The 24,480-nt window shown below is 57.0% G+C and carries 23 protein-coding genes and 1 pseudogene; 13 read left to right on the top strand and 11 right to left on the bottom strand.

The genetic code is table 11. The features are described 5' to 3' along the window. Window positions 1-151: 151 nt before the first annotated feature. Window positions 152-796 carry a hypothetical protein gene (locus tag IPZ49_RS14985; protein WP_046618550.1) on the bottom strand — a complete coding sequence of 215 codons (645 nt, stop codon included), beginning with the start codon at window positions 794-796 and terminating at the stop codon, window positions 152-154. Between the two features lie 197 nt (window positions 797-993). Between IPZ49_RS14985 and IPZ49_RS14980 the strand changes: the two are divergent. The 4 genes and pseudogenes from IPZ49_RS14980 to arsC form a co-directional block, all read left to right on the top strand. Next, window positions 994-1,295, top strand: a pseudogene (locus tag IPZ49_RS14980) (tlde1 domain-containing protein); the annotation flags it as partial. Between the two features lie 406 nt (window positions 1,296-1,701). Further along, the gene (locus IPZ49_RS14975) at window positions 1,702-2,022 is read left to right on the top strand and encodes a metalloregulator ArsR/SmtB family transcription factor (RefSeq protein WP_022650686.1); all 321 of its coding nucleotides are present in this window, start codon (window positions 1,702-1,704) and stop codon (window positions 2,020-2,022) included. 40 nt (window positions 2,023-2,062) lie between these two features. Then, window positions 2,063-3,352, top strand: a complete 1,290-nt coding sequence (locus tag IPZ49_RS14970) for an arsenic transporter (protein WP_023299679.1) — start codon at window positions 2,063-2,065, stop codon at window positions 3,350-3,352. A gap of 12 nt (window positions 3,353-3,364) precedes the next feature. After that, window positions 3,365-3,790, top strand: coding sequence for a glutaredoxin-dependent arsenate reductase (gene arsC, locus IPZ49_RS14965; protein ID WP_063146176.1), 426 nt, complete (start codon window positions 3,365-3,367; stop codon window positions 3,788-3,790). Between the two features lie 27 nt (window positions 3,791-3,817). On the opposite strand, the gene IPZ49_RS14960 is transcribed toward arsC, so the two are convergent. Beyond that, a complete protein-coding gene (locus IPZ49_RS14960) occupies window positions 3,818-4,369 on the bottom strand; it encodes a TetR/AcrR family transcriptional regulator (protein WP_032624580.1) in 552 nt (183 codons plus the stop codon). 82 nt (window positions 4,370-4,451) lie between these two features. Between IPZ49_RS14960 and IPZ49_RS14955 the strand changes: the two genes are divergently transcribed. Next, complete coding sequence (locus IPZ49_RS14955; protein ID WP_023299676.1) at window positions 4,452-5,666, top strand: MFS transporter; 1,215 nt, start codon at window positions 4,452-4,454, stop codon at window positions 5,664-5,666. Further along, complete coding sequence (locus IPZ49_RS14950) at window positions 5,656-6,468, top strand: Cof-type HAD-IIB family hydrolase (protein WP_022647558.1); 813 nt, start codon at window positions 5,656-5,658, stop codon at window positions 6,466-6,468. The genes IPZ49_RS14955 and IPZ49_RS14950 overlap by 11 nt, the downstream gene beginning before the upstream one ends. A gap of 524 nt (window positions 6,469-6,992) precedes the next feature. Here IPZ49_RS14950 and IPZ49_RS14945 read toward each other — a convergent pair. After that, window positions 6,993-8,225 carry an MFS transporter gene (locus tag IPZ49_RS14945; RefSeq protein ID WP_045621923.1) on the bottom strand — a complete coding sequence of 411 codons (1,233 nt, stop codon included), beginning with the start codon at window positions 8,223-8,225 and terminating at the stop codon, window positions 6,993-6,995. Window positions 8,226-8,392: 167 nt separating this feature from the next. On the opposite strand from IPZ49_RS14945, the gene IPZ49_RS14940 reads away from it, so the two are divergent. The 3 genes from IPZ49_RS14940 (at window position 8,393) to deoR (ending at window position 10,563) form a co-directional block, all read left to right on the top strand. Further along, entirely contained in the window at window positions 8,393-9,121 is a 729-nt protein-coding gene (locus IPZ49_RS14940; protein WP_032624581.1) for a phosphatase PAP2 family protein, read from the top strand. 7 nt (window positions 9,122-9,128) lie between these two features. Beyond that, window positions 9,129-9,737, top strand: coding sequence for an undecaprenyl-diphosphate phosphatase (gene ybjG / locus IPZ49_RS14935; RefSeq protein ID WP_063146177.1), 609 nt, complete (start codon window positions 9,129-9,131; stop codon window positions 9,735-9,737). 67 nt (window positions 9,738-9,804) lie between these two features. Further along, window positions 9,805-10,563, top strand: coding sequence for a DNA-binding transcriptional repressor DeoR (deoR, locus tag IPZ49_RS14930; protein WP_022647554.1), 759 nt, complete (start codon window positions 9,805-9,807; stop codon window positions 10,561-10,563). Window positions 10,564-10,649: 86 nt separating this feature from the next. Here the strand turns inward: deoR and dacC are convergent, their stop codons facing one another. Beyond that, complete coding sequence (gene dacC, locus IPZ49_RS14925; RefSeq protein WP_063146215.1) at window positions 10,650-11,855, bottom strand: serine-type D-Ala-D-Ala carboxypeptidase; 1,206 nt, start codon at window positions 11,853-11,855, stop codon at window positions 10,650-10,652. A gap of 243 nt (window positions 11,856-12,098) precedes the next feature. Between dacC and IPZ49_RS14920 the strand changes: the two genes are divergently transcribed. Then, window positions 12,099-12,725, top strand: a complete 627-nt coding sequence (locus IPZ49_RS14920; protein WP_063146178.1) for a glutathione S-transferase family protein — start codon at window positions 12,099-12,101, stop codon at window positions 12,723-12,725. Here the strand turns inward: IPZ49_RS14920 and IPZ49_RS14915 are convergent, their stop codons facing one another. Both IPZ49_RS14915 and bssR read right to left on the bottom strand, forming a co-directional pair. Next, window positions 12,726-13,844, bottom strand: a complete 1,119-nt coding sequence (locus tag IPZ49_RS14915) for a PQQ-dependent sugar dehydrogenase (RefSeq protein ID WP_063146179.1) — start codon at window positions 13,842-13,844, stop codon at window positions 12,726-12,728. 106 nt (window positions 13,845-13,950) lie between these two features. Continuing rightward, window positions 13,951-14,334: a biofilm formation regulator BssR gene (gene bssR / locus IPZ49_RS14910; RefSeq protein ID WP_038415734.1), complete on the bottom strand. Its 384-nt coding sequence runs from the start codon at window positions 14,332-14,334 to the stop codon at window positions 13,951-13,953. A 217-nt stretch (window positions 14,335-14,551) separates the two neighbouring features. On the opposite strand from bssR, the gene rimO reads away from it, so the two are divergent. Next, on the top strand, window positions 14,552-15,877 hold the full coding sequence (gene rimO / locus IPZ49_RS14905; protein WP_022647549.1) for a 30S ribosomal protein S12 methylthiotransferase RimO: 1,326 nt from the start codon (window positions 14,552-14,554) through the stop codon (window positions 15,875-15,877). 119 nt (window positions 15,878-15,996) lie between these two features. On the opposite strand, the gene gsiD is transcribed toward rimO, so the two are convergent. The 5 genes from gsiD to iaaA are packed head-to-tail and all read right to left on the bottom strand — an operon-like array spanning window position 15,997 to window position 22,219. Further along, a complete protein-coding gene (gene gsiD / locus IPZ49_RS14900; protein ID WP_045308524.1) occupies window positions 15,997-16,908 on the bottom strand; it encodes a glutathione ABC transporter permease GsiD in 912 nt (303 codons plus the stop codon). Window position 16,909: 1 nt separating this feature from the next. Beyond that, window positions 16,910-17,830: a glutathione ABC transporter permease GsiC gene (gene gsiC, locus IPZ49_RS14895; RefSeq protein ID WP_006809475.1), complete on the bottom strand. Its 921-nt coding sequence runs from the start codon at window positions 17,828-17,830 to the stop codon at window positions 16,910-16,912. Between the two features lie 5 nt (window positions 17,831-17,835). Continuing rightward, complete coding sequence (gene gsiB / locus IPZ49_RS14890; RefSeq protein WP_063146181.1) at window positions 17,836-19,374, bottom strand: glutathione ABC transporter substrate-binding protein GsiB; 1,539 nt, start codon at window positions 19,372-19,374, stop codon at window positions 17,836-17,838. A gap of 23 nt (window positions 19,375-19,397) precedes the next feature. Next, entirely contained in the window at window positions 19,398-21,269 is a 1,872-nt protein-coding gene (gene gsiA / locus IPZ49_RS14885; protein ID WP_063146182.1) for a glutathione ABC transporter ATP-binding protein GsiA, read from the bottom strand. An 11-nt stretch (window positions 21,270-21,280) separates the two neighbouring features. Beyond that, the gene (gene iaaA, locus IPZ49_RS14880) at window positions 21,281-22,219 is read right to left on the bottom strand and encodes a beta-aspartyl-peptidase (RefSeq protein WP_063146183.1); all 939 of its coding nucleotides are present in this window, start codon (window positions 22,217-22,219) and stop codon (window positions 21,281-21,283) included. A 189-nt stretch (window positions 22,220-22,408) separates the two neighbouring features. Between iaaA and moeA the strand changes: the two genes are divergently transcribed. Beyond that, on the top strand, window positions 22,409-23,641 hold the full coding sequence (gene moeA / locus IPZ49_RS14875; protein ID WP_058646145.1) for a molybdopterin molybdotransferase MoeA: 1,233 nt from the start codon (window positions 22,409-22,411) through the stop codon (window positions 23,639-23,641). Between the two features lies 1 nt (window position 23,642). Next, a complete protein-coding gene (moeB, locus tag IPZ49_RS14870; RefSeq protein ID WP_038415730.1) occupies window positions 23,643-24,395 on the top strand; it encodes a molybdopterin-synthase adenylyltransferase MoeB in 753 nt (250 codons plus the stop codon). Window positions 24,396-24,480: the final 85 nt, after the last annotated feature.

Here is a 24,480-nt window from a genome sequence, read left to right as displayed (position 1 = left end):
AGCTCACCCGCCTCTAATTTTTGCGGCTCCGTATGAAAGCACATAGCCAACTATCAACGCCCCAAAACACCCGGTGAATTTCATCCATGTACTTTCAAACCAGAAGAATGACCCCATAGCAAAAAACACAGCCAGAAAGGTGATAGTTCCCTCAATTGCGTGGGACATTAACGATTTTACAAATTTCATTCTGTATTCCTTTGCAATCAATAGGGTGTCCTTCAATGAACACCAGGTAAGGCTCTAACTGCTGTTCAACGAGAAAGTAGACCATATCCAGACTCTCTTTTGACACCCTGGCGTATGTAGAGGGATATTTGGCTTTCATCCGTCTTGACGCTCTGGCTGATTCTTCAATGATTCCCTGAAACATCACGACGTTTAACGCTGCTGAAGCGCTGAACCGAATAAAATGCTTGTACGCCTGATCAATCGCCAGACGATTCAACATCAGACTTGCGGTTGTCTGTGCCAAAGCTATTTGCCCTGCTGCTCGCCCACCAACGCTCCCGGCTCCGTAACCCAATTTATTGTTTACGGCCTCTTTACCATCATCATTGAGTTTCTGATAGAACGACGTGAAAACGATAGTTATCAGTCTGCGTAATGGTGACTCAGCATTACCCAGGCTCTTGAGCATATAGAAAAAACGCTCCGTCTCAGCCTGGTTTCTTTGTTTAGCGCTATCCCCGGCAAGCCCGCTTCCCTCCCAGCTTCTTACAACGCCCATGTAAGCTGTGTTCGGTATGGAGGAGATCCCATCGAGAATCCCTAATGCAACCTGTTTAATATCCATATCTCATACGTATTGTTCTGAACCCGAACAAAGAATAACCAAAGCTCACGGGCGCTTCCAGACGTAATTTTTCAGTTTCCCAGAAATCCTTAAATTCCCCTTGTACCGTGCCAGCTCTGCCCTGTCGCCCGGTTGCGCCGTTAAAACAAGAAACCCAAACGATCCTCCAAATCTCACATAAAATTATTTTTTATCTTAACCAATGGAACAAAATAAGATCCGGTGCGGAATTTGGCCGTGATGAGTGGTTTGCTTTATATAAGGATGACTGGGGAATCGACGATGGAACATGGATTGATCACGTCTATCGCGGGCTGTTCAGACTCCATCCCGGTACAGTGTCAGAAGGGTGTATATCAATCGCCCATAACTCCGATTAGCATTAATCCGTAACGCTCTTATGAACACAGAGCTTATTCAGGTTCCATGTATGCGTTCACATATGGCTCGCGGCTGTATTGAGGTTATTGACGGTGGATATCACTACCCTTGCCTGTAAATGGGGCTCAAGACTACTTAAGGCCGTCTGGTTTGCGTTAATTAGCTTTCTGCTAGGACGCACGCTGGGTCCTTCAACAGCTTATATTAACCACGACGTTGCGACTGCTATTTGCGGCTTCATCTATGGTGATATTAATGCGGAGACAATGTACGAAACATATACAAATATTGATATTTTGATTCTGTTAACATCTGCAACGATCGTCTGTCTCATAACATTGAAGATATTCAACAAAACCAGGAATCATTAATCTTCTAATCCCGCCCTGTCTGTGGCTCAAAGACGACGGCTCAACGTAATGGTACTTCACTGAGGACATTTATTTGCCCTTATTGCCCTTCCCTCACTCGCCACAAACATATATGATTTAATGTATATGATAAAAACCACGCAGGATCGCCAGATGCTTCACCCCGTTCAGCTCTTCAAAACCCTCTCCGACGAAACGCGGCTCTCCATCGTCATGCTTCTGCGTGAGGCGGGCGAGCTGTGCGTCTGCGATCTCTGCTCCGCTACCAACGAGCCGCAGCCGAAAGTCTCCCGCCATATGGCCTTACTGCGTGAGGCCGGACTGGTCATCGATCGTCGTGAGGGTAAATGGATCTACTACCGTCTCTCTCCCAACATGCCCGCGTGGGCGGCAACCGTTATCGATAACAGCTGGAACTGCCTGCGAGAAGAGACACGTATGAAGCTGAAAAACCGCCTCCCGGGCTCGTGCTGACCACAACACATTCACAAAAACAGATATAACGGAGTAAAAGATGTTTCTGGCAGGGGCTATTTTTCTGTTTACGCTGGTACTGGTTATCTGGCAGCCCAAAGGGCTCAGTATCGGCTGGAGTGCCACCATTGGCGCCGCGCTGGCGCTGGCGAGCGGTGTGATCCACGTTAACGATATTCCGGTGGTCTGGAACATCGTCTGGAATGCGACGGCCACGTTTATCGCGGTAATCGTTATCAGTTTGCTGCTGGATGAGTCCGGTTTTTTCGAGTGGGCGGCGCTGCACGTTGCTCGCTGGGGAAACGGTCGCGGGCGGTTGCTGTTTACCTGGATCGTGCTGCTGGGTGCGGCCGTGGCGGCGCTGTTCGCCAATGACGGCGCGGCATTGATCCTGACGCCTATCGTTATCGCCATGCTGCTGGCGCTGGGGTTCAGCAAGCAGGCCACGCTGGCGTTCGTGATGGCGGCGGGATTTATTGCCGATACCGCCAGCCTGCCGCTGATTGTCTCCAACCTGGTCAACATCGTCTCAGCGGACTTCTTTAAGCTGGGCTTTAGCGAATACGCCTCGGTGATGATCCCGGTTGATATCGCCGCAATTGCCGCGACGCTGGTAATGCTGCATCTGTTCTTCCGCAAGGAAATACCGCCGGAATATGACCTGGCAAAACTCCGCGAGCCCGCACGGGCCATTCATGACCTGCCGACGTTCAGAACGGGCTGGATCGTGCTGCTGCTACTGCTCGTCGGTTTCTTTGTGCTTGAACCTCTGGGTATCCCGGTCAGCGCTATCGCAACAACTGGCGCGCTGATTTTATTTGCCGTTGCGAAACGCGGGCACGCCATCAACACCGGGAAAGTGCTGCGCGGCGCACCCTGGCAGATCGTTATCTTTTCGCTGGGGATGTATCTGGTGGTGTATGGCCTGCGTAATGCCGGGCTGACGGAGTCTCTTTCAGGCGTTCTTGATCGCTTAGCCGGACATGGACTCTGGGCCACTACGCTGGGAACCGGATTTATCACCGCCTTTCTGTCATCCATAATGAACAATATGCCAACGGTATTGATCGGCGCGCTCTCCATTGAGGGTAGTGCGGCAACAGGCTTGATTAAGGAGGCGATGATTTACGCGAACGTGATTGGCTGCGATCTGGGGCCGAAAATCACCCCCATCGGTAGCCTGGCTACCCTGCTATGGCTTCATGTGCTGGCACAGAAAAACATGACCATTACCTGGGGCTACTATTTCAGGACGGGCATCATAATGACGCTGCCAGTTCTGTTTGTGACGCTCGCCGCGCTGGCGCTACGTCTCTCCTTCACACTGTAATGAGTAACGGATATGAGCAACATCACTATCTACCACAACCCGGCCTGCGGCACGTCGCGCAATACGCTGGAGATGATCCGCAACAGCGGTACGGAACCCGAAATTATTCTCTATCTTGAGAACCCATCGTCGCGTGATGAACTGACCAGGCTGATTGCAGACATGGGGATTCCCGTGTGCGATCTGCTGCGCAAAAACGTCGAGCCTTACGAGCAACTGGGCCTTGCCGGGGGAAATTTCACCGATGACCAGCTTATTGATTTCATGCTGCTATACCCCATTCTGATTAACCGTCCGATTGTGGTGACGCCGCTGGGTACACGTCTGTGCCGCCCTTCTGAAGTCGTTCTCGACATCCTTCCGGACGCGCAAAAAGGGGCATTTACGAAGGAAGATGGCGAAGTCGTCGTTGACGCCAGCGGGAAAAAAATCTCCTGACATCAGGCGTGGCCGGGGCGAGCGCTATCAGACGGTATCCTCGCCTGCAATCCGTCCCACTATCGCCCGGATCTCCTCCCGGGTTAACGGCGACCGGTCGGTTACAAAATGCAGCGTCATCCCCTCGATAAACGCATCCAGCGCACGGGCGGTGGCCGGATCAAACCACTGCTCAAGCGTAGTCTGGCTCATCTTCATCCAGTCCTGCATCACCGTTTTCAGCGCGGCGCTGCGGTGCATAAAAGCGTACAGCTGATACATCAGCGCCATATTGTGTGGCGTGGTCACGGCTGAACTGTGGATCAGCGTGGTAATGGCCTCGCACGCCCTCTCCCGCCCGGTCACCCCCGCGAAGAAATCCCGGTACTGCTGAGACATCTGCTGCGTAAACCACGTGAACGCCTCCTCCAGAAGCGACTCCATCCCGTCGAAATAGTAGGTCATCGACCCCAGCGGTACGCCTGCACAGGTGGCAATTTTGCGATGCGTGACGGCATGAATACCGTGCTCAGCAATGGTGTCCAACGTCGCCTGGAGTATCTTCTCGCGGCGGTTAGGGTCGTTTGGTGGTCTGCTCATAAAATCCTCATCCGGTTTATGTACAAATGTACACAAAGTTGCTAGTGTTGTCGCTATTGTTGTACTTCTGGTGCTGATCCCAATGACGCTAACTTCTCCTCGCAAAGCCCTGCATCTGCGCATGTGGGCGCTGTTTATGTTCTTCTTCATCCCCGGGCTGCTGATGGCTTCCTGGGCAACGCGCACCCCGGCAATCCGCGATACGCTATCCGTCTCGACGGCGGAGATGGGGATCGTGCTGTTTGGCCTGTCGATTGGCTCGATGAGCGGCATCCTCTGCTCGGCCTGGCTGGTGAAGCGCTTTGGCACGCGCGCGGTGATCCGTACCACCATGTGCTGCGCCGTGGTGGGAATGTTCGCTTTGAGCGTGGCGCTGTGGTTCGCCTCGCCGCTGATGTTTGCCCTTGGGCTGATGGTATTTGGCGGCAGCTTTGGTGCGGCTGAAGTGGCCATTAACGTTGAGGGGGCCGCCGTCGAACAGGCGATGAACAAAACGGTGCTGCCCATGATGCATGGCTTTTACAGTCTCGGCACGCTGGCGGGCGCGGGCGTGGGGATGGCGCTGACGGCGCTGGGCATTGCGGCCAATGTGCACATTTTGCTGGCGGCGCTGGTCTGTATTATCCCGATCCTCACCGGCATCAGGGCTATTCCCGCAGGCACAGGACAACACGCCTCGGACGAACAGAAGTCTGCGGCAAAAGGGTTGCCCTTCTATCGTGATTTCCAGCTAATGCTGATTGGCGTGGTGGTGCTGGCGATGGCATTTGCTGAAGGCTCCGCCAACGACTGGCTACCGTTGCTGATGGTGGACGGGCACGGATTTAGCCCCACCTCCGGCTCGCTGATCTACGCTGGATTTACGCTCGGCATGACCGTCGGACGCTTTACCGGCGGCTGGTTTATCGACCGTTACAGCCGCGTGGCGGTCGTCCGTGCCAGCGCCCTGCTGGGTGGGCTGGGCATCGCGATGATCATCTTTGTGGATGTGGACTGGATTGCCGGTGTGTCGGTGATCCTGTGGGGGCTGGGCGCCTCCCTTGGCTTCCCGCTGACCATTTCCGCTGCCAGCGATACCGGCCCCGATGCGCCGACGCGCGTGAGCGTTGTGGCGACCACGGGCTACCTTGCCTTCCTGGTGGGGCCACCGTTGCTTGGATTCCTCGGTGAGCACTACGGGTTGCGCAGCGCCATGCTGGTGGTGTTAGGGTTAGTGATTATTGCCGCCCTGGTGGCGCGTGCGGTGGCAAAACCGGAAGCAGAACAAACGACAATGGAGAAGGGATATGAGCGTTAAACTGATTGCAGTCGACATGGATGGCTCCTTCCTGAGCGATGCGAAAACCTATAATCGCGCGCGTTTTCTGGCGCAGTACGCGCGCATGAAAGCGCAAGGCATCCGTTTTGTGGTCGCCAGCGGAAACCAGTACTACCAGCTGATCTCATTTTTCCCCGAGATCGCCCATGAAATCGCCTTCGTCGCCGAAAACGGCGGCTGGGTGGTGGATGCGGGCGAAGACGTGTTTAACGGCGAACTGTCGAAAGAGCATTTTCTGACCGTCGCCACCCTGTTAAACGACGTGCCCGGCATTGAGATAATTGCCTGCGGAAAAAACAGTGCCTACACGCTGAAAACGTATAACGACCTCTTCAAAGAGATTGCGGCGAAATACTATCACCGCCTTGAAAGCGTCAGCAGCTTTGACAACCTCAACGATATTTTCTTCAAGTTCGGGCTTAACGTCTCTGACGACGAAATACCGCGCATTCAGGCGCTGCTGCATGAGAAGCTTGGCGACATCATGGTGCCGGTGACCACGGGTCACGGCAGTATCGACCTGATAATCCCTGGCGTGCACAAAGCTAACGGCCTGCGGATCCTGCAAGCGCGCTGGGGCATTGAGGACAGTGAAGTGGTGGCCTTTGGCGACAGCGGTAACGACGTGGAGATGCTGCGCCAGGCTGGGTTTGGCTTCGCGATGGCCAACGCCAGACCGCATATAAAAGCTGTGGCCCGCTATGAAGCGCCGAACAATAATGACGAAGGGGTGCTGGACGTGATTGATATGGTGCTGGAGGGGAAGGCGCCGTTTAATTGATTCCGTGCGCTCTGGTGCCTTCACCCTAACCCTCTCCCACAGGGCTGAGGGTCCCCCACAAAATAATGCCTGCACAGATGGCCCCCTCTCCCTTGAGGGAGAGGGCTGGGGTGAGGGGGAACATACGGCTCTGGTGGTCATTCCGTTCACTTTATGTTCCTTGCTACTCTGCCACGACATGACCGGTGAACGTGCCAGGGTGGCTCAGTCGCCACCACCCTGGCGACCCGGGCTTCCGGCGGAAAATCGCCGCTTCGCGGTGCCTTCGGCTTATTCCTTCCGGCTTATCGGGGACGGGCGGAGGTAACATCCCTGTAAAGCCCGCCCTCTCGGCGCATCCCTGCGCCTCGCCCCGGCCTACAGGAAACGCCTCAGCGATTTACAGCCGGACCGAGGCATCGCTGAAAGCCCTCAGTTATTCTGAGGCAACGTTATCGCTTTTGCTTTCAAATTACTGGGGATCCCTCAGCCCACAGGGAGAGGGAACTGTCCCGAGCTCGCCCAGCGGGGAGAGGGAATAAGGATTACGGTTGCAGGGCATTTCCGACGCGTTTGTCCTTCAGGAACACCACCATCAGCCCTACCCACAGCACACCGTTTGCGAGGTTGAACAGGCTGAACAGCCCGTTACCGCCGAAAGCATAGGCATGTTTGCTCACCTCAATACCGACGGTGAAAATCAGCATTTGCAGCATCCCCATCGCGGCAGACACCGTGCCTTTACTCATTTCACTGGCGAACAGCGTCAGGCGCACCAGGCCAGCATTCGCCACGCCGATACCAAACGCGTAAACACTCAGCCCCGCCGTCATCCACAGGTACGCATGAGACGAGGCTACGGTCGCCACCGCCGCGATAATCAGCCCTGCCGCTATGGGCCAGCCGCCCAAAATAATCAGCGAACGCACGGTACGGCGTGACGTCAGACGCGCCAGCACCAGGTTACCGATAATCAGCGCGCCAAAAATCGGCACCTGTAACAGGCCATACTCATAGCTGCTAAGCTGTTCGCCGCTGATGATAATGACCGGCGACTGGGCAATCCACGCCAGCAGTGGCAGGCTGACAAAGCCCGTCGCCAGCGCGCCCGCGACAAAACGACCGTTTTTCAGCACTGCCTTATAATCCCGCCCCAGCTCTTTAAGCGAGAGCTTTTCGCCCAGGCGGGTGGCGGTTTCCGGCATCGCACGGTGCAGGCCAAAGAAAGAGATAGCCGCAAGCGCGGCAAAGAGGACGAACATCCCCTCCCACGGCGCGACGTGAACCCATGCGGCTCCCACCAGCGGCCCAAGAAGCGGTGCAATCAGCGCCACGTTTGCCATCAGCGCGGTAATTTTGATACACACCGCCTCCTCAAACGACTCCTGAATAGCGGCATAGCCCACGGCGCCAATAAAGCACAGGCTCACGCCCTGAAGGAAACGCAGCAGCGTGAACTGCTCAATACTCTGCGCCAGCAGCGTGGCGAGACAGGTGACGATAAACCACACTACGCCCGTCAGCATCACCGGACGGCGGCCAATACGATCCGACAGCGGCCCTAACAGCCACTGTAAAAACATGCCGCCCGCCAGATAGGCGGTCATGGATGTCGGTACCCACTCAATACCTGCGTTGTACTGCTCAACCACAGCCAGCATGCCGGGCTGGATCATGTCGTTGCCGATGTAGGTAGAGAATTCGTAAAGCACCAGACACAGAGGAAAAAGTAACGCCTGACGACCCAGACGATTACCGGAAGAAGAACGGTTTATCATGCAATCTCTTTAGTATGAAAAAATCGCGATGAGTGTAATGAATTGCCGCTGTCTGAGATAGCAAATTAACGTGAAAAAACAGAAATAACGCACTTATCGTTGTTGTTTAAGGTTTCCTTAAGTTGCCCTCCCTATGATAGTGCTATTTCACGTTATTGACCGAAACTATGACACACGCCGTCAGCCCTTCAGAATTATCTAAGTTACCGACAAATAAGACAAAACGTCTTTACCGTTTGCCTGCCCGCTTTTATGGTTATCAACTTTTCGTACTTATTGCCCTTGCGGTGCTTTTTACCTGGCTTTCGCGCGATGAATCGCTTGACCGATGGATAACCGGTTTCTGGTATGACGCAGCGACGCATCATTTTCCGCTACAGCAAAACCCGCTGCTGGATCTGCTGAACCATCGGCTGGCGAAATATGTGACCATTGTTATCGCTGCCGCATCGCTGATTTACGGCGCTTACAAACGCAATGCCCGACTGGTAACGGCCGCGCTTCTGATGGGGCTGGGTGCGCTGGTAGTAGGGGTGCTGAAAAGCATAAGCCACCACAGCTGTCCGTGGGATCTGGTGGAATATGGCGGCAGGTCCGTTTCGTATCCCCTGTTCAGCGCCGTTCCGGCAGACAGCGGACCGGGACGCTGCTTTCCCGGCGGCCACGCCTCCAGCGGGTTTATGGTGATGGGGCTGTTTTTTGCCTTCTGGCGTGAACGTCCGCGCCTGGCATGGTCCTTTGTCGCGTCAGGCGTTGTTATGGGGCTGGTGATGGGCTTCGGGCAGGTCATGCGCGGCGCGCATTTTTTCTCTCACAACCTGTGGGCCGGGTGGTGGGTCTGGTTTTCCCAGGTGCTGGTTTACGGGCTGGTTTCCGCCCGGTTTGCTAAAGAGTAACGAGATTATGTTAGAAAATCTGAACTACGAACTGTTTTACCTGCTCAACGCCACGCCGTCGTCACCGGAATGGATGATCGATCTCGCCACCTTCATTGCGAAAGATCTGATTAGCATTGTACCGGCGCTGGCGGTGATCCTCTGGTTATGGGGACCTCGTACACAGGTCATCGCCCAGCGCCATCTGGTGATCAAAATGGCAATGGCAATTGGCGTGAGCGTGCTGGCAAGCTACGTGCTGGGTCACGCCTTCCCGCACGATCGTCCGTTTGTCGATCGCGTCGGCTACAACTTCCTGCACCATGCGCCGGATGACTCGTTCCCGAGCGATCACGGCACGGTGATCTTCACCTTTGCGCTGGCCTTCCTGTTCTGGCATCGCCTGTGGTCCGGCGTAGTGCTGATGGGCGTGGCAGTCGCCATCGCCTGGTCCCGCGTCTACCTGGGGGTGCACTGGCCGCTGGATATGGTCGGCGGTTTCCTGGTGGGGCTGATGGGCTGCGTCAGCGCAGCCATCCTGTGGAGCCTCTTTGGCCCGGCGCTTTATCGTGGATTATCACAGGCCTATCGCGTTCTGTTTGCCCTTCCGATCCGCAAAGGCTGGATACGTGACTAACCCCGGTCCGTCAGGTTACACTTGAGCCCCCGCCCTGCGGGGGCTCACTTTTTTAGCCCGAGGATCTATGGAAACACGTCGCGATGACCGCATTGCTCAGCTGCTTCAGGCGCTGAAGCGCAGCGATAAGCTGCATCTTAAGGAAGCCGCTTCCCTGCTTGGCGTGTCTGAAATGACCATTCGTCGCGATCTGAACAGCGACAGCGCCCCCGTTGTGCTGCTTGGCGGGTATATTGTTCTGGAGCCGCGTAGCGCCAGCCATTATCTGTTAAGCGATCAAAAAACACGCCTGGTGGAAGAGAAGCGCAAAGCCGCGCGGCTCGCCGCCTCGCTGGTGCAGCCGCATCAAACGCTGTTTTTTGACTGCGGTACGACAACCCCGTGGATCATCGAGGCCATCGACAGCACCGTTCCCTTTACCGCCGTCTGTTATTCGCTAAATACCTTCCTGGCTTTGCAGGAGAAACCAGCATGCCGGGTGATTTTGTGTGGCGGCGAGTTTCATGCCAGCAACGCCATCTTCAAGCCGCTGAATATTCAGGACACGCTGAGCAATGTATGCCCTGATATCGCCTTTTACTCTGCGGCGGGCGTGAATGTGAAACAGGGGGCAACCTGTTTTAATCTTGAAGAGTTACCGGTGAAACAGTGGGCGCTCAACGCCGCGCAGCAGCATGTGCTGGTGGTTGATCACAGTAAATTTGGCAAGGTCCGTCCGGCAAGGATGGGAGAACTGTCGCGCTTTGACGCCATCGTCAGTGATTGCCGCCCGGATGACGAGCTGGTGGCATACGCGAAAGCGCAGCAGGTGAAGTTGATGTATTGAGGTTATGCCGGGTGGCGCTGCGCTTACCCGGCCTACGTTCGAGCCGTTACAGGCCGGGTAAGGCGAAGCCGCCACCCGGCAAAAACTTAGCTGAACCAGCTGCCAAACCAGCCGTGGAATTTCATTAACACAAAGTCCCACATCCGGCTGAAGAAGCCGCCCTCTTCCACCGCTTCCATTACCACCATCGGACGCTGCTCAATAGATTTGCCGTTAAGCTGGAAATCTATCGTCCCGACCACCTGACCTTTTTTCAACGGTGCGGTGAGCTGTGGCTCGGTCAGGGTATAGCTGGCTTTCAGGTTTTTCAGCTGACCGCGTGGAATGGTGACGGAACCCGCTTCACCTGCTCCCAGGTTCACTTCACTTTTATCACCAAACCAGACACGCTGGCTGACGAAGGTGGCGTCCGGCTTAATCGGCGTGACGGTTTCAAAGAAGCGGAAACCCCAGGTCAGCAGTTTTTCGGATTCGTTAAAACGAATTCGGTCGGTTTTCGTTCCCAGCACCACTGAGATCAGGCGCATATCGCCCTGCGTCGCAGAAGCCACCAGGTTGTATCCGGCCCCGGCAGTTGTACCAGTTTTCATGCCGTCCACGTTAACGTTACTACTCCACAGTAGACGGTTACGGTTAGGCTGGCGGATATTGTTGAAGGTAAATTCTTTCTCTTTATGGATAGCGTACTCATCCGGCACGTCATGGATCAGCGCTTTGCCCAGCAACGCCATATCGCGCGCGGTACTGAACTGACCCGGCGCATCCAGGCCGTGAACAGTTTTAAAAGTGGTATTGGTCAGACCCAGTTTTTTCGCGTAGCCATTCATCAGCCCAATAAATGAGTCCTGACTGCCCGCGACGTAATCGGCCAGCGCAATACAGGCATCATTTCCCGACTGAATAATGACCCCTTTATTCAGATCGGACACGGAGACCTGGTCGCCAGGCTTCAGGAACATCACGGACGAGCCGCGCAGCGCCGGATTACCGGTCGCCCAGGCATCTTTCCCAACGGTGACCATGTCATTCAGCTTGATCTTGCCCGCTTTCAACGCCTGGCCGACCACATAGCTGGTCATAATTTTCGTCAGGCTCGCCGGGTCGAGTTTTTCGTCGGCGTTACCTTCCGCCAGCACTTTCCCGCTGGCGTAATCCATCAGGATCCAGGCGCGCGCATCAACAGGCGGCGCTTCGGGCGCTGTCTGTTCCGCCGCATGGAGCGTTGGGGCAAAAAGGAAAAGCAGCGCCGAGCCTGCCGCCAGGCTGCGCAGAGAGGAAGTTTTTTGCGTCATAAATGCCACCCGAGTGTCCATTCTAAAAATCACGTCACAATCACCGTGTCGCAAGAAGCGATGAGTAATAGCGCACTACAGCCTTCAAAGAAACCTGTTCCAGGTAAAGTTTTTAAAGTTTATGCAATAACATTCAGATACGCTTTGATTGCGGTGTTTTTTTTAGCATCTGTTGCGTAATTGTTAGGTTTATCTCACCATGGCGAAAAGCTGACTCGGATTCACATCTCATCGGGAGTAAATATGATTACGCTGTGGGGCAGGAACAATTCGACCAACGTGAAAAAAGTGCTCTGGACGCTGGAAGAGCTGGATTTACCGTTCAAGCAGGTTATGGCAGGCCTGGAGTTTGGCGTGAATAAAGACGCGGACTACCTGGCGATGAACCCAAACGGACTGGTGCCGCTACTGCGCGATGACGAGACAGACGCCACGCTGTGGGAGTCTAACACCATCGTGCGATACCTCGCCGCGCAGTACGGCCAGGGTCGGCTGTGGGTAGAAAATCCAGCCCAGCGCGCGCAGGGCGAAAAATGGATGGACTGGGCAAACCAGACGCTTTCCCCAACGCACCGCGTGATCCTGATGGGGCTTATCCGTACGCCGGAAGCCGATCGTGATTATCCCGCCATTCATGCCGCCCAGGACGCGTGCGAGTCGTTGTTTGTGATGATGAACGACGAACTGGCGAAGCATACCTGGTTCTCCGGCGACACGTTCGGCGTGGGCGATATCGCCGTCGCCCCTTTCGTCTGGAACCTCACTAACATGGGTCTCAGCTGGACCCCGCGCCCTCACCTTCAGCGCTGGATCCAGCAGCTCAGCGAGCGCCCGGCGTATCGCAACGTGGTGATGATCCCGGTGACCTGATTACGACCCGGACGGGCTGACTTTCCAAAGCTGCCCGTCCGTCTCGTCGGTCAGCACGTACAGATAACCATCCGGCCCGACGCGCACATCGCGAATTCGCTGATCTTTATCCCCAAGAATGCGCCCGTCCTCCGTCACGGTATTGCCCTTCACGCTCAGCACGATGACGTCTTTCTCCTTCAGCGCGCCGATAAACAGCTTGTTTTTCCACTGCGGGAAGACGTCGCTGTTGTAGAACGCCATGCCGCTGACGGCGGGCGACACTTTCCAGACAAACAGCGGTTTTTCAGTGCCCTCAACGTGCTCGCCTTTCGCTTCCGGGATTTTCAGGCCGCTGTAGTTGATCCCGTGTGTCGCCATCGGCCAGCCGTAGTTTTTGCCTTTTTCAGGAATGTTGATCTCATCCCCGCCGCGAGGGCCGTGTTCATTAAGCCACAGCGCGTCGCTCCACGGGTTCATCGCCATCCCCTGCGGGTTGCGAATGCCGTAAGACCAGATTTCAGGCCGTGCACCGGCGGTGTTCACAAACGGGTTATCCGGCGGCACTTTCCCGTCCTCCGTCAGGCGCACCACCTTGCCCTGAAGCTTATCCAGATCCTGCGCCGTCGGGCGCTGGTTGTTTTCACCTAAGCCAATAAAGAGATGGCCTTTGCCGTCGAACACCAGCCGTCCGCCAAAGTGGTTGCCAGTAGAGAGCTTCGGCATCTGTCGGAACACCACCTGGAAGCCCTCAATGCGCGAGAGGTCATCGCTCAACCGCCCGTAGCCCACCGCGGTGCCCGCTTTTCCATCATCACCCGCCTCGGCGAAGCTGAGCCAGATCCGCCGTGATTGTTCAAAATCCGGGGCCAGCACCACGTCCAGCAATCCGCCCTGGCCGCTCGCCCAGACCTTCGGCACGCCGACAATCGGATCGGAGAGCCCTTTCCCTGCCTGCCAGTGCTTAAGCTGCCCGTCTTTTAGCGTGATCAGCAGCCCCTTATTATCAGGCAGAAACGCCAGCGACCAGGGGTGATCCAGTTTTGTCTGTAGCACGTCGATCTTAACCGTCTCGGGCGCCGCAAGCAGCGAAAGCGGGAATAACAGTACAGGGAGGAAAAGCAGCGAGGATCGAGGCATAACGCACTCCTTTATCGGCATATGGCTTAAAGATTAGCCACTGTTCCCGGGTGCGTTAACACTTTTACAAAAGCTTAATCAAAAGGGGGAGTTGCCTCCCCCAGGTTCAGTGTCGGGCAAGCGTTTCCGGCTTGTTCAGACACATGATGCAAAGCGCGAGCGTGGTCAGGCAGTTTTCAAGCTTCTCCGCGTTAACGGCAATAAAATTCGGGCAGTCGTGACGTCCGTTCATCAAACAGACCCCTGCGATGGAAAGCACCTCGGCGGCGCGGCGCAGCGCCACTAATTCGTTTTCAGCGCAGTGCGCTTTCAGGATGGGTGCTTTTTCACGCATGAAATTGCAAAGTTCAAAGAAATTTTCACGCAGATTTTCGCTTTCGCTGACTGACATATACCCTTTCGCCTTGCGGAGTTGCAGATATGCAGCCAGGTCGATTCGGGCGTTGATAAGCTTGTTAAGCAGATCGCGTTTCAGTCTGTCAACGGACATGCTATTTCCTCCTCTGTCAGCCATGTTACCCTATTAATAATAAGGTCATTTTTTGTACAATGTGATGCCTGAGATCAATAAACGATAACTGATTAACATTCTTTACAATGTTACAACGATTGCCCGCCTCAACTGCGCCATCAAGAGTGTATAAATCCCCCGCGATACGCTGTAAAATCCCGCCCTGATAACTCCATAATTGATGAATTTTTAACCTATGAGCAATGTTACGCACCCGCCGAAAATCGGCTTTGTCTCCCTGGGCTGCCCGAAGAACCTGGTGGATTCCGAACGCATCCTGACTGAACTTCGCACTGAAGGCTATGACGTGGTGCCAAGCTACGACAACGCCGACATGGTGATCGTCAACACCTGTGGGTTCATCGACAGCGCGGTCCAGGAGTCACTGGAAGCCATTGGTGAAGCCCTGACGGAAAATGGCAAAGTGATTGTCACCGGCTGCCTGGGCGCGAAGGTGGATCAGATCCGCGAAGTGCACCCGAAGGTACTGGAGATCACCGGCCCGCACAGCTACGAGCAGGTGCTGGAACATGTTCATCACTACGTACCAAAGCCAAAGCACAACCCGTTCCTGAGCCTGGTGCCGGAACAGGGCGTGAAGCTGACGCCGCGCCACTATGCTTACCTGAAAATTTCCGAAGGCTGCAACCATCGCTGCACCTTCTGCATCATCCCGTCGATGCGTGGCGATTTGGTGAGCCGTCCGATTGGCGAGGTGCTGGCAGAAGCCAAACGCCTGGCCGACGCGGGCGTGAAGGAGTTACTGGTCATCTCCCAGGACACCTCCGCCTACGGCGTGGACGTCAAACACCGCTCCGGCTTCCATAACGGCGAGCCGGTAAAAACCAGCATGGTTGGCCTGTGCGAGCAGCTTGCTAAGCTCGGGATCTGGACGCGTCTGCACTACGTCTACCCTTACCCGCACGTTGACGACGTGATTCCGTTGATGGCGGAAGGCAAAATACTGCCGTATCTGGATATCCCGTTACAGCACGCCAGCCCGCGCATTCTGAAGCTGATGAAGCGTCCTGGATCCGTTGACCGCCAGCTGGCGCGCATCAAGCAGTGGCGCGAGATCTGCCCGGATCTGACCCTGCGCTCCACCTTCATCGTTGGCTTCCCGGGTGAAACCGAAGAAGATTTCCAGATGCTGCTCGACTTCCTGAAAGAAGCGCGTCTGGATCGCGTGGGCTGCTTCAAGTACAGCCCGGTTGAAGGCGCAACGGCCAACGAGCTGGCGGACCAGGTACCGGAAGAGGTCAAAGAGGAACGCTGGAACCGCTTTATGCAGCTGCAACAGCAGATCTCTGCTGAACGCTTGCAGGAGAAAGTGGGCCGCGAAATTCTGGTCATTATCGACGAAGTGGACGAAGAAGGCGCGATTGGCCGCAGCATGGCGGATGCGCCTGAAATCGACGGCGCGGTGTACCTGAACGGGGAAACCAACGTCAAGCCGGGCGATATTATTCGCGTGAAGGTTGAAAACGCCGACGAGTATGATTTGTGGGGCAGCCGGGTTTAATCTTTAACCCCTCACCCCGGCCCTCTCCCCAAAGTGGCGAGGGGGAACAGACCGCACCGAGCAGTCCCCTCTCCCCTCAGGGGAGAGGGTTAGGGTGAGGGGTAAGTTCCTGCAAAAACCTACCCCTTAATCCTCGGATCCAGCGCGTCGCGCAGCCCATCCCCCAGCAGGTTAAACGCCAGCACGGTCAGGAAAATCGCCAGGCTCGGGAAGATCGCCACGTGCGGGGCGATCACCATATCCGCCCGCGCCTCGTTCAGCATCGCGCCCCACTCCGGCGTCGGCGGCTGTGCGCCTAACCCCAGAAACGACAGGCTGGCCGCCGAGATAATCGACACGCCTATGCGCATGGTGAAATAGACCACGATAGACGAGACCGTTCCCGGCAGAATATGGCTGAACAGGATTGTGGTATCGCTGGCTCCCATGCTGCGGGCCGACTCGATAAAGGTCTGCTGCTTCAGCACCAGCGTGTTGCCACGTACCAGGCGCGCGAAAGCGGGAATCGTGAATACCGCCACGGCGATGATGACGTTCGCCATGCCGCTGCCCATCACCGCCACCACGGCAATCGCCAGCAGAATACCGGGAAAGGCAAACAGCACGTCGCAGATACGCATGATGATGCGGTCCCACCAGCCTTCGTAATACCCGGCCACCAGCCCCAGCACGGTGCCAATTGCTGCGCCCATCAGCACAGCAAAGACCCCGGCCGCCAGCGAGATCTGCGCCCCTACCAGCACGCGGCTGAAAATATCGCGCCCGAGCGAGTCCACGCCAAACCAGTGCATCATCGACGGTCCATCGTTCAGCCGGTCGTAATCGAAGTAATTTTCCGCATCAAACGGGGCTATCCAGGGGGCGATAATCGCCACCAGGATCAGCAGTAACACAAACAACCCGGCGACCATAGCGACGGGCTGACGACGGAATCGACGCCAGAACTCAACCCACGGGGTGCGAATATGGTCCGGCCTGATCCCCGGCATAGCGTTTAAAATGGCCTGGCGACGCCAGTTCAGTAATCGCATCTTACTTATACCTGATGGCCGGGTTAATGGCGGCGTACAGCACATCCACCACTAAGTTGATAAGAATAAACTCCAGCGAGAAAAGCAGAACTTCAGCCTGAATAACCGGGTAGTCACGCATATCGACCGAGTCGACCAGCAGGCGCCCCAGCCCCGGCCAGTTAAAGACCTTCTCAACCACGATAGAGCCGCCCAGCAGGAAGCCGAACTGTAGCCCCATCATCGTGACCACCGGGATCATCGCATTACGAAAACCATGCTTCAGAATGACCCATTTCTCACTCACCCCTTTTGCCCGCGCGGTGCGAATGTAATCTTCGCTCAGCACGTCGACAAAGGAGGCGCGGGTGAAGCGGGCCATCACTGCCGCAACGGCTGCGCCAAGCGTCATAGAGGGCAGAATGTAGTGCTTCCAGGTGTCGGCCCCGACGGTGGGCAACCAGCCCAGCTCGACGGAGAAAATCTGCATCAGCAGCATACCCAGCGCAAACGCCGGGAAAGAGATACCGGTGACCGCCAGCGCCATACCGAGCTTATCCGGCCAGCGGTTGCGCCAGACGGCGGCGACAATCCCCGCGCCCAGGCCAAACACAACCGCCCAGCTCATACTGGCAATCGTTAACCAGAAGGTGGGCATAAAGCGGCTGGCAATCTCCTCCGACACCGGACGACGCGACACCATCGAGATGCCGAAATCGCCCTGAAGGACATTGCCAATGTAGCGCAGAAATTGCCGATACAGCGGCTGGTCAAGACCGAGCTGTTTACGCACCAGTTCTATAACCGTGGCATCCGCTTCCGGTCCGGCAATCAAACGCGCCGGATCGCCGGGCAGCATGTGGACAAACAAAAACACCAGCACGGCCACAATCAGCAGCGTCGGGATAAGCCCCAGCAGGCGTTTACACACATAATTCAGCATGAGTTTTATTTTAGATCCGCGTCGTCAAAGCTAAAGCCCGTATCCGGCATGATGTAAAAACCGGTCAGCGCTTTATTGTGGGCTGAGACCAGTTTTTCCACCACCAGCGGCACCCACGGCGACTCTTTCCAGATAATGTCCTGCGCCTCTTTGTACAGGCGCGCTTTCTCTTCCGGTTTGGTGGTTTTCAGGGCATCGGCCAGATCCTTATCCACCTGCGGATTACTGTAGAACGCGGTATTGAACAGCGTTGGCGGCCAGTTCTGGGAAGCAAACAGCGGCGACAGGGACCAGTCCGCTTCACCGGTTGAAGCCGTCCAGCCGGTGTAGAACATCCGCACGCCGCTCTCTTTCTGTCCTTTGCCTTCCACTTCCGCCGCGCGCTGTCCGGCATCCATCGCCGTGACCCTGGCTTTAATGCCCACCTGCGCCAGCTGCTGCTGGGTAAATTGCAGCACCTTCTGCGCGGTACTGTGGTTATGCGACGACCACAGCGTGGTGCTAAAGCCGTTCGGATAGCCCGCCTCTTTCAGCAGTTCCCGCGCTTTCGCCGGATCGTACGGCCACGGCTGATAGCTCTGCGCGTACTCAATGGTTGGCGGCATCACGCCCGTCGCCGGGGTGGCGTAGCCGGCAAAGGCCACCTTCACCAGTGCCTGGCGGTTAATGGCGTAGTTGATGGCTTCGCGCACCTTCGGGTTATCAAACGGTTTCTGCGTGACGTTCATGCTGATGTAGCGCTGCATAATCGACGGGCTGGCCACCAGCTCCAGCTTGCTGTTTTTCGCCAGCAGCGCTGCCTGTTCGTAGGGGATCGGGAAGGCAAACTGCGCTTCGCCGGTTTGCAGCATCGCGGCGCGGGTATTGTTGTCCACGACCGGCCGCCAGGTGAGGGTATCCAGCTTCGGCAGCCCCGGCTGCCAGTATCCGGCGAATTTCTTTACCTTCACATAATCGGTCTGGTTCCAGGTAAGCAGTTCGTACGGTCCGGTCCCCACCGGGTGGAAGCCAATCTCTTTGCCGTATTTCTTCAACGCCGCAGGGGAAATCATCACCGTCGCGGGATGCGCCAGGATATTGATAAACGCCGAGAACGGCTCTTTGAGGGTGATCTTCACCGTCGCCGGATCAACCACCTCGGTTTGGGCGATATTTTTATACAGGTTGTAGCGCTTAAGACCGTTTTCCGGATTGCTGGCTCGGTCCAGGTTGACCTTAACCGCCTCGGCGTTGAAGTCGGTGCCGTCCTGGAACTTCACGCCGGTACGGAGCTTAACGGTATAGACCAGCCCGTCGTCCGACACGGTATAGCCTTCCGCCAGCACGTTTTTCAGCTTCATCTCGCGGTCCAGGCCGAACAGCCCCTGGTAGAAGGATTTTGCCACCGCCTGAGAAAGGGTGTCGTTAGCGTCATACGGATCCAGCGTCGTGAAGTTAGACCCCACAGCCACCACCACGTCTTTCGCTGCGAACGCGGGGGCGGCGGCCAGCGCAGCCGTCACGCTCGCGGCCAGCAGCCATTTACGAGCAACAAAAGGAACCATTGTGTTCTCCTGACTGTTGTAAGTTATAACCGCGAGAATGCATTGCCCTGACGCGGTGGTGCGACAAAATGACCGGGACCCACCTCACGCAGCGCCACGCGCTCCAGGGTTTCGCCCCGTTTACGAATATTGCTCGGCATTTCGTCCTGCAACAGCACGCGCTGGGCGTGACGATGCTCAGGATCGGCAACCGGTACGGCGGCCATCAGCTTGCGGGTGTACGGATGCTGCGGGTTTTCAAATACCGCCCGACGGGGGCCAATTTCAACAATTTGCCCCATGTACATCACCGCCACGCGATGGCTGATCCGCTCAACCACCGCCATATCGTGAGAGATAAACAGAAACGCAATGCCCAAATCCCGCTGTAAATCGAGCAGGAGATTGATGATTTGCGCGCGGATGGAGACATCCAGCGCTGACACGGACTCATCCGCAATCACCACTTTCGGATTCAGGGCCAATGCCCGGGCTATGCAGATACGCTGTCGCTGACCGCCAGAAAATTCGTGCGGATAACGCCAGGCATGCTCCGGTTTCAGGCCCACGCGCTCCAGCAGCCACGCGACGCGGCGCTGCGCGGCTTCACCGTCGAGCAGGTTGTGCACCCGCAGCGGCTCCATAATCGAGTACCCCACCGTATGGCGCGGATCGAGCGACGCATAAGGATCCTGAAAAATAAACTGAATATCCCGGCGCACCGCCTGCAATTTACCATTGGGGAGTGTATCGATGCGCTCACCGTTGAAGGTGATGCTCCCCTCCTGCGACTCAACCAGCCTGAGCAGCGCCCGCCCGGTGGTGGATTTACCGCAGCCGGACTCCCCCACCAGCGCCAGCGTTTCGCCCGGCCAGAGATCAAAACTGACGTATTCAACCGCATGCACTTCGCGCTTCACGCGGTTAAGGATCCCGCTGCGCAGCGGGAAACGGGTCACCAGTTCACGCACTTCAAGGATCGGCCTGCCGGAAACCACCGTGTTCTGCTCGGTTTCGTCTTCCTGCTGGCCCTGTTCGGTCTGAGAGAACAGCGGAAAACGGCGCGGAAAATCACTGCCATTCATGGCCCCCAGACGCGGGACCGCCGCCAGCAGCGCTTTAGTATAAGGATGCACCGGCGTATGAAAGACCTGCTCCACCGAGCCGGTTTCCACGGCATTGCCCTGATGCATAACCAGCACCCGATCGGCAATATCCGCCACCACCCCCATATCGTGGGTGATGAATATCACCCCCATCTCCATCTCCTGCTGCAACACCTTAATCAGTTGCAGGATCTGGGCCTGAATGGTGACATCCAGCGCCGTGGTGGGTTCGTCCGCAATGAGCACCGCCGGACGGCACGACAGCGCCATCGCAATCATCACCCGCTGGCGCATGCCACCGGAAAGCTGATGCGGATAGCGGGACAAAATCGCGTGCGCCTCAGGGATACGTACCAGCTCCAGCATCCGTTTAGCTTCGTTGAGCGCCTCATCACCGCTCAGTCCCTGATGCAGGCGGATAGATTCGGCAATCTGCTCGCCCACCGGGAAGACCGGGTTCAGGGAGGTCATCGGCTCCTGAAAAATCATCGCAATATCTGCCCCGCGCACCCCCTGCATCCGGGACGCGCTCAGCTCGTTGAGATCGATAACCTGACGGTTGCGACGGCGCAACAGCATCCGCTCGCTGGTGACCTGCCCGCCCGTCTGCTCAAGCAGACGCATCAGCGCCAGCGCGGTAACGGATTTACCGGAACCTGATTCGCCAACAATCGCCAGCGTCTCGCCGCGCCTGAGCGAAAACGATAAATTCTGTACTGCGGGGATGAACTGCCGCTCTTCCTGAAACGCAATATTCAGTTGGTGGACAGCCAGCACTTCGCAGCTGTCCAGCTCTTCACGGTGCGGCACGCAATGCCCCCTTATTCACGATAAATGCCTGTGCTGGGCGCATCGCCGGCATACCCCCACGCCCGGTACATCCCTTCACTGTTGAACGGCAGAGCCACGTTGCCCTCCCGATCCACCGCAATTAAGCCGCCAATCCCGCCCAGCGCCGGCAGTTTCTCCATCACTACCCGCTCGCAGGCCTCACTCAAGCTTAATCCGCCGTAATCCATTAGCGCGGTAATGTCGTAGGCCGCCAGCGCGCGGATAAACACTTCGCCGGTTCCGGTGCATGACACAGCCGCCGTGGCGTTATTAGCGTAACACCCGGCCCCCGGCAGCGGACTGTCGCCGACGCGTCCGGGAAGCTTGTTGGTCATACCGCCTGTCGACGTCGCGGCGGCGAGGTTACCGGCTTTATCCAGCGCCACCGCGCCTACCGTGCCCATTTTGCTGCGTTCATCGAGCGGCGCGGCATGGTCCAGCTGCGTCATCCCCGCTGTACGGGCCTCCAGCAACTGCCGGTAACGCTCCTCGGTGGAAAAAAGATCGGGCGAGACCGTATCCATCCCGTGCTCGACGGCAAATTTCTCCGCCCCCGCCCCGGTCAGCAGCACATGCGGGCTTTGATCCATCACCAGACGCGCGGCCAGCACGGGATTGCGCAGTCGGCTGACGCCCGCCACCGCCCCCGCTTTCAGGGTGATACCGTCCATCACGCAGGCATCCAGTTCATGCGTTTCATCGCGCGTAAAGACCGAGCCAATACCGGCATTAAACAGCGGACACTCCTCCAGCAGGCGCACCGCTTCGGTCACCACGTCCAGCGCGCTTTTGCCCGCTTCCAGCATGCGCTGGCCTGTTTCCACAATGGCGTTCAGCGCATCAATATAACGCTTCTCCTGCTCGGGACTGAGCTGTGCACGGGTGATTGCCCCGGCACCGCCATGAATTGCGATAACCGCTTTACTCATTTCGCATCACCCATCAGCCTGGCTGGCTGCTTTTTCTATAAATATCATTATCGTCGACGAATCTTCAGATGATTTTTGAATATAGAAAGACGCAACTGTGATGTAAAGCTTACACCCATCGGGTCATACAGTTAGCCGCACTTTTCTGCCATAATGAGCGCTTTCGTTGTTACTCCGCAGGAGCCCACCATGGATTTTACCGCCGGACTGATGCCGCTTGAGACGGCACTCTCGCAGATGCTTGATCGTATTACTCCCCTGCACGACGTTGAGACGCTGCCGCTTGTGCGCTGTTTTGGCCGTATTGCCGCGCGCGATATCGTCTCGCCGCTGAACGTGCCGGGGTTCGATAACGCGGCGATGGACGGCTATGCCGTACGTCTGGCGGATTTGCAAACGGGTCAGCCGCTGCCGGTGGCAGGTAAAGCCTTTGCCGGGCAGCCGTTCAACGGTGAGTGGCCAGCGGGCACCTGCGTGCGCATTATGACCGGCGCGCCGGTGCCAAAGGGCTGTGAAGCCGTGGTGATGCAGGAAGAGACCGAACTAACGGACGACGGCGTGCGTTTTACCGCCAGCGTCAAAGCGGGACAGAATATCCGCCACATCGGGGAAGACATTACCCTCGGCGCAACGGTCTTTGCCGCCGGGCAAAAACTGACGGTCGCCGAACTGCCGGTGCTGGCATCGCTTGGCATCGCGGAGATTGACGTTGTCCGCAAGGTACGCGTGGCGGTGTTCTCCACGGGAGACGAGCTACAGCTTCCGGGTCAGCCGCTGAACGAGGGGCAGATTTACGACACCAACCGTCTGGCGGTGCACCTGATGCTTGAGCAACTGGGCTGCGAGGTGATTAACCTCGGCATCATTCCTGACGATCCGGAGAAACTGCGCACGGCGTTTATCGACGCGGACGCCTCTGCCGACGTGGTGCTCAGCTCCGGCGGCGTTTCGGTTGGCGAAGCGGATTACACCAAAACCCTGCTTGAAGAGCTGGGTGAAATCGCCTTCTGGAAGCTGGCGATTAAACCGGGCAAACCGTTCGCGTTTGGCAAACTTCCGCACAGCTGGTTCTGTGGCCTGCCGGGTAACCCTGTCTCTGCCGCGCTGACCTTCTACCAGCTGGTGATCCCGCTGCTGGCGAAGCTCTCAGGCAACAATGCCGACCCGCTGCCGGAACGTGTGCGCGTGCGGGCGGCAACGCGCCTCAAAAAATCTCCGGGCCGTCTCGATTTCCAGCGCGGCATTCTGGCGCGCAACGCCGATGGCGAGCTGGAGGTGAGCACCACCGGGCATCAGGGTTCGCACATCTTTAGCTCCTTCAGCCAGGGTAACTGCTTTATCGTGCTGGAGCGCGATCGCGGCCACGTTGAGGCGGGCGAATGGGTTGAAGTGGAACGCTTTAACCACCTGTTCGGAGGCTGACATGACGGTGGAACTGAGCGACCCGGAGATGATGCGCTACAACCGCCAGATCGTGCTGCGCGGGTTTGATTTCGAGGGTCAGGAAGCGCTCAAGGCGGCCAGCGTGCTGGTTGTCGGCCTTGGCGGGCTGGGCTGCGCGGCGGCGCAATACCTGGCTGCGGCGGGCGTCGGCCGCATGACGTTACTGGATTTCGATACCGTGTCGGTGTCGAACCTGCAACGCCAGACGCTACACAGCGACGCGACGGTTGGTCAGCCGAAAGTGGAATCTGCGCGCACGGCGCTGGCGCGAATTAACCCCAACGTTCAGTTCACCCTGATTGACGCGATGCTGGATGACGACGCGCTGTTTGCGCAGATTGCTCGGCATGACCTGGTGCTGGACTGCACCGATAACGTCGCCATTCGTAACCAGCTCAATGCGGGCTGCTTTGCCCATAAAACGCCGCTAATTTCCGGCGCGGCCATCCGCATGGAGGGGCAAATCAGCGTTTTCACCTACGCTGAGGGAGAGCCCTGCTACCGCTGCCTGAGCCGTCTGTTTGGCGAGAATGCGCTGACCTGCGTCGAGGCGGGCGTGATGGCGCCGCTGGTTGGGGTGATTGGTTCCTTGCAGGCGATGGAGGCGATTAAGGTGCTGGCGCATTACGGCACGCCCGCCGCGGGCAAAATCGTGATGTATGACGCGATGACCTGTCAGTTCCGCGAGATGAAGCTGATGCGTAATCCGGGGTGTGAGGTGTGCGGAGGTTAAACCCTGCTGCGGCCTGATGCCCTCACCCCGGCCCTCTCCCACAGGGAGAGGGAGAAAATCGTAGGCCGGGTAAGCGCTAGCGCCA

The sequence above is a fragment of the Enterobacter cloacae complex sp. S2 genome (assembly GCF_015159675.1).
Classification (GTDB): domain Bacteria; phylum Pseudomonadota; class Gammaproteobacteria; order Enterobacterales; family Enterobacteriaceae; genus Enterobacter; species Enterobacter intestinihominis.
The sequence above is the reverse complement of the archived record's forward strand: the minus strand, read 5'-3'. Positions and strand labels throughout refer to the sequence as shown.

What these genes read in the sequence shown, in the direction of transcription:
- moeB (WP_038415730.1), top strand. Translation starts at nt 23,643, where the DNA reads ATGACGGTGGAACTGAGCGACCCGGAGATGATGCGCTACAACCGCCAG.
- deoR (WP_022647554.1), top strand. Translation starts at nt 9,805, where the DNA reads ATGGAAACACGTCGCGATGACCGCATTGCTCAGCTGCTTCAGGCGCTG.
- IPZ49_RS14940 (WP_032624581.1), top strand. Translation starts at nt 8,393, where the DNA reads ATGACACACGCCGTCAGCCCTTCAGAATTATCTAAGTTACCGACAAAT.
- IPZ49_RS14970 (WP_023299679.1), top strand. Translation starts at nt 2,063, where the DNA reads ATGTTTCTGGCAGGGGCTATTTTTCTGTTTACGCTGGTACTGGTTATC.
- gsiD (WP_045308524.1), bottom strand. Translation starts at nt 16,908, where the DNA reads ATGCGATTACTGAACTGGCGTCGCCAGGCCATTTTAAACGCTATGCCG.
- rimO (WP_022647549.1), top strand. Translation starts at nt 14,552, where the DNA reads ATGAGCAATGTTACGCACCCGCCGAAAATCGGCTTTGTCTCCCTGGGC.
- ybjG (WP_063146177.1), top strand. Translation starts at nt 9,129, where the DNA reads ATGTTAGAAAATCTGAACTACGAACTGTTTTACCTGCTCAACGCCACG.
- bssR (WP_038415734.1), bottom strand. Translation starts at nt 14,334, where the DNA reads ATGTCCGTTGACAGACTGAAACGCGATCTGCTTAACAAGCTTATCAAC.
- IPZ49_RS14915 (WP_063146179.1), bottom strand. Translation starts at nt 13,844, where the DNA reads ATGCCTCGATCCTCGCTGCTTTTCCTCCCTGTACTGTTATTCCCGCTT.
- gsiC (WP_006809475.1), bottom strand. Translation starts at nt 17,830, where the DNA reads ATGCTGAATTATGTGTGTAAACGCCTGCTGGGGCTTATCCCGACGCTG.
- IPZ49_RS14975 (WP_022650686.1), top strand. Translation starts at nt 1,702, where the DNA reads ATGCTTCACCCCGTTCAGCTCTTCAAAACCCTCTCCGACGAAACGCGG.
- IPZ49_RS14945 (WP_045621923.1), bottom strand. Translation starts at nt 8,225, where the DNA reads ATGATAAACCGTTCTTCTTCCGGTAATCGTCTGGGTCGTCAGGCGTTA.
- IPZ49_RS14955 (WP_023299676.1), top strand. Translation starts at nt 4,452, where the DNA reads ATGACGCTAACTTCTCCTCGCAAAGCCCTGCATCTGCGCATGTGGGCG.
- IPZ49_RS14960 (WP_032624580.1), bottom strand. Translation starts at nt 4,369, where the DNA reads ATGAGCAGACCACCAAACGACCCTAACCGCCGCGAGAAGATACTCCAG.
- IPZ49_RS14950 (WP_022647558.1), top strand. Translation starts at nt 5,656, where the DNA reads ATGAGCGTTAAACTGATTGCAGTCGACATGGATGGCTCCTTCCTGAGC.
- iaaA (WP_063146183.1), bottom strand. Translation starts at nt 22,219, where the DNA reads ATGAGTAAAGCGGTTATCGCAATTCATGGCGGTGCCGGGGCAATCACC.
- moeA (WP_058646145.1), top strand. Translation starts at nt 22,409, where the DNA reads ATGGATTTTACCGCCGGACTGATGCCGCTTGAGACGGCACTCTCGCAG.
- gsiB (WP_063146181.1), bottom strand. Translation starts at nt 19,374, where the DNA reads ATGGTTCCTTTTGTTGCTCGTAAATGGCTGCTGGCCGCGAGCGTGACG.
- dacC (WP_063146215.1), bottom strand. Translation starts at nt 11,855, where the DNA reads ATGACGCAAAAAACTTCCTCTCTGCGCAGCCTGGCGGCAGGCTCGGCG.
- arsC (WP_063146176.1), top strand. Translation starts at nt 3,365, where the DNA reads ATGAGCAACATCACTATCTACCACAACCCGGCCTGCGGCACGTCGCGC.
- IPZ49_RS14985 (WP_046618550.1), bottom strand. Translation starts at nt 796, where the DNA reads ATGGATATTAAACAGGTTGCATTAGGGATTCTCGATGGGATCTCCTCC.
- IPZ49_RS14920 (WP_063146178.1), top strand. Translation starts at nt 12,099, where the DNA reads ATGATTACGCTGTGGGGCAGGAACAATTCGACCAACGTGAAAAAAGTG.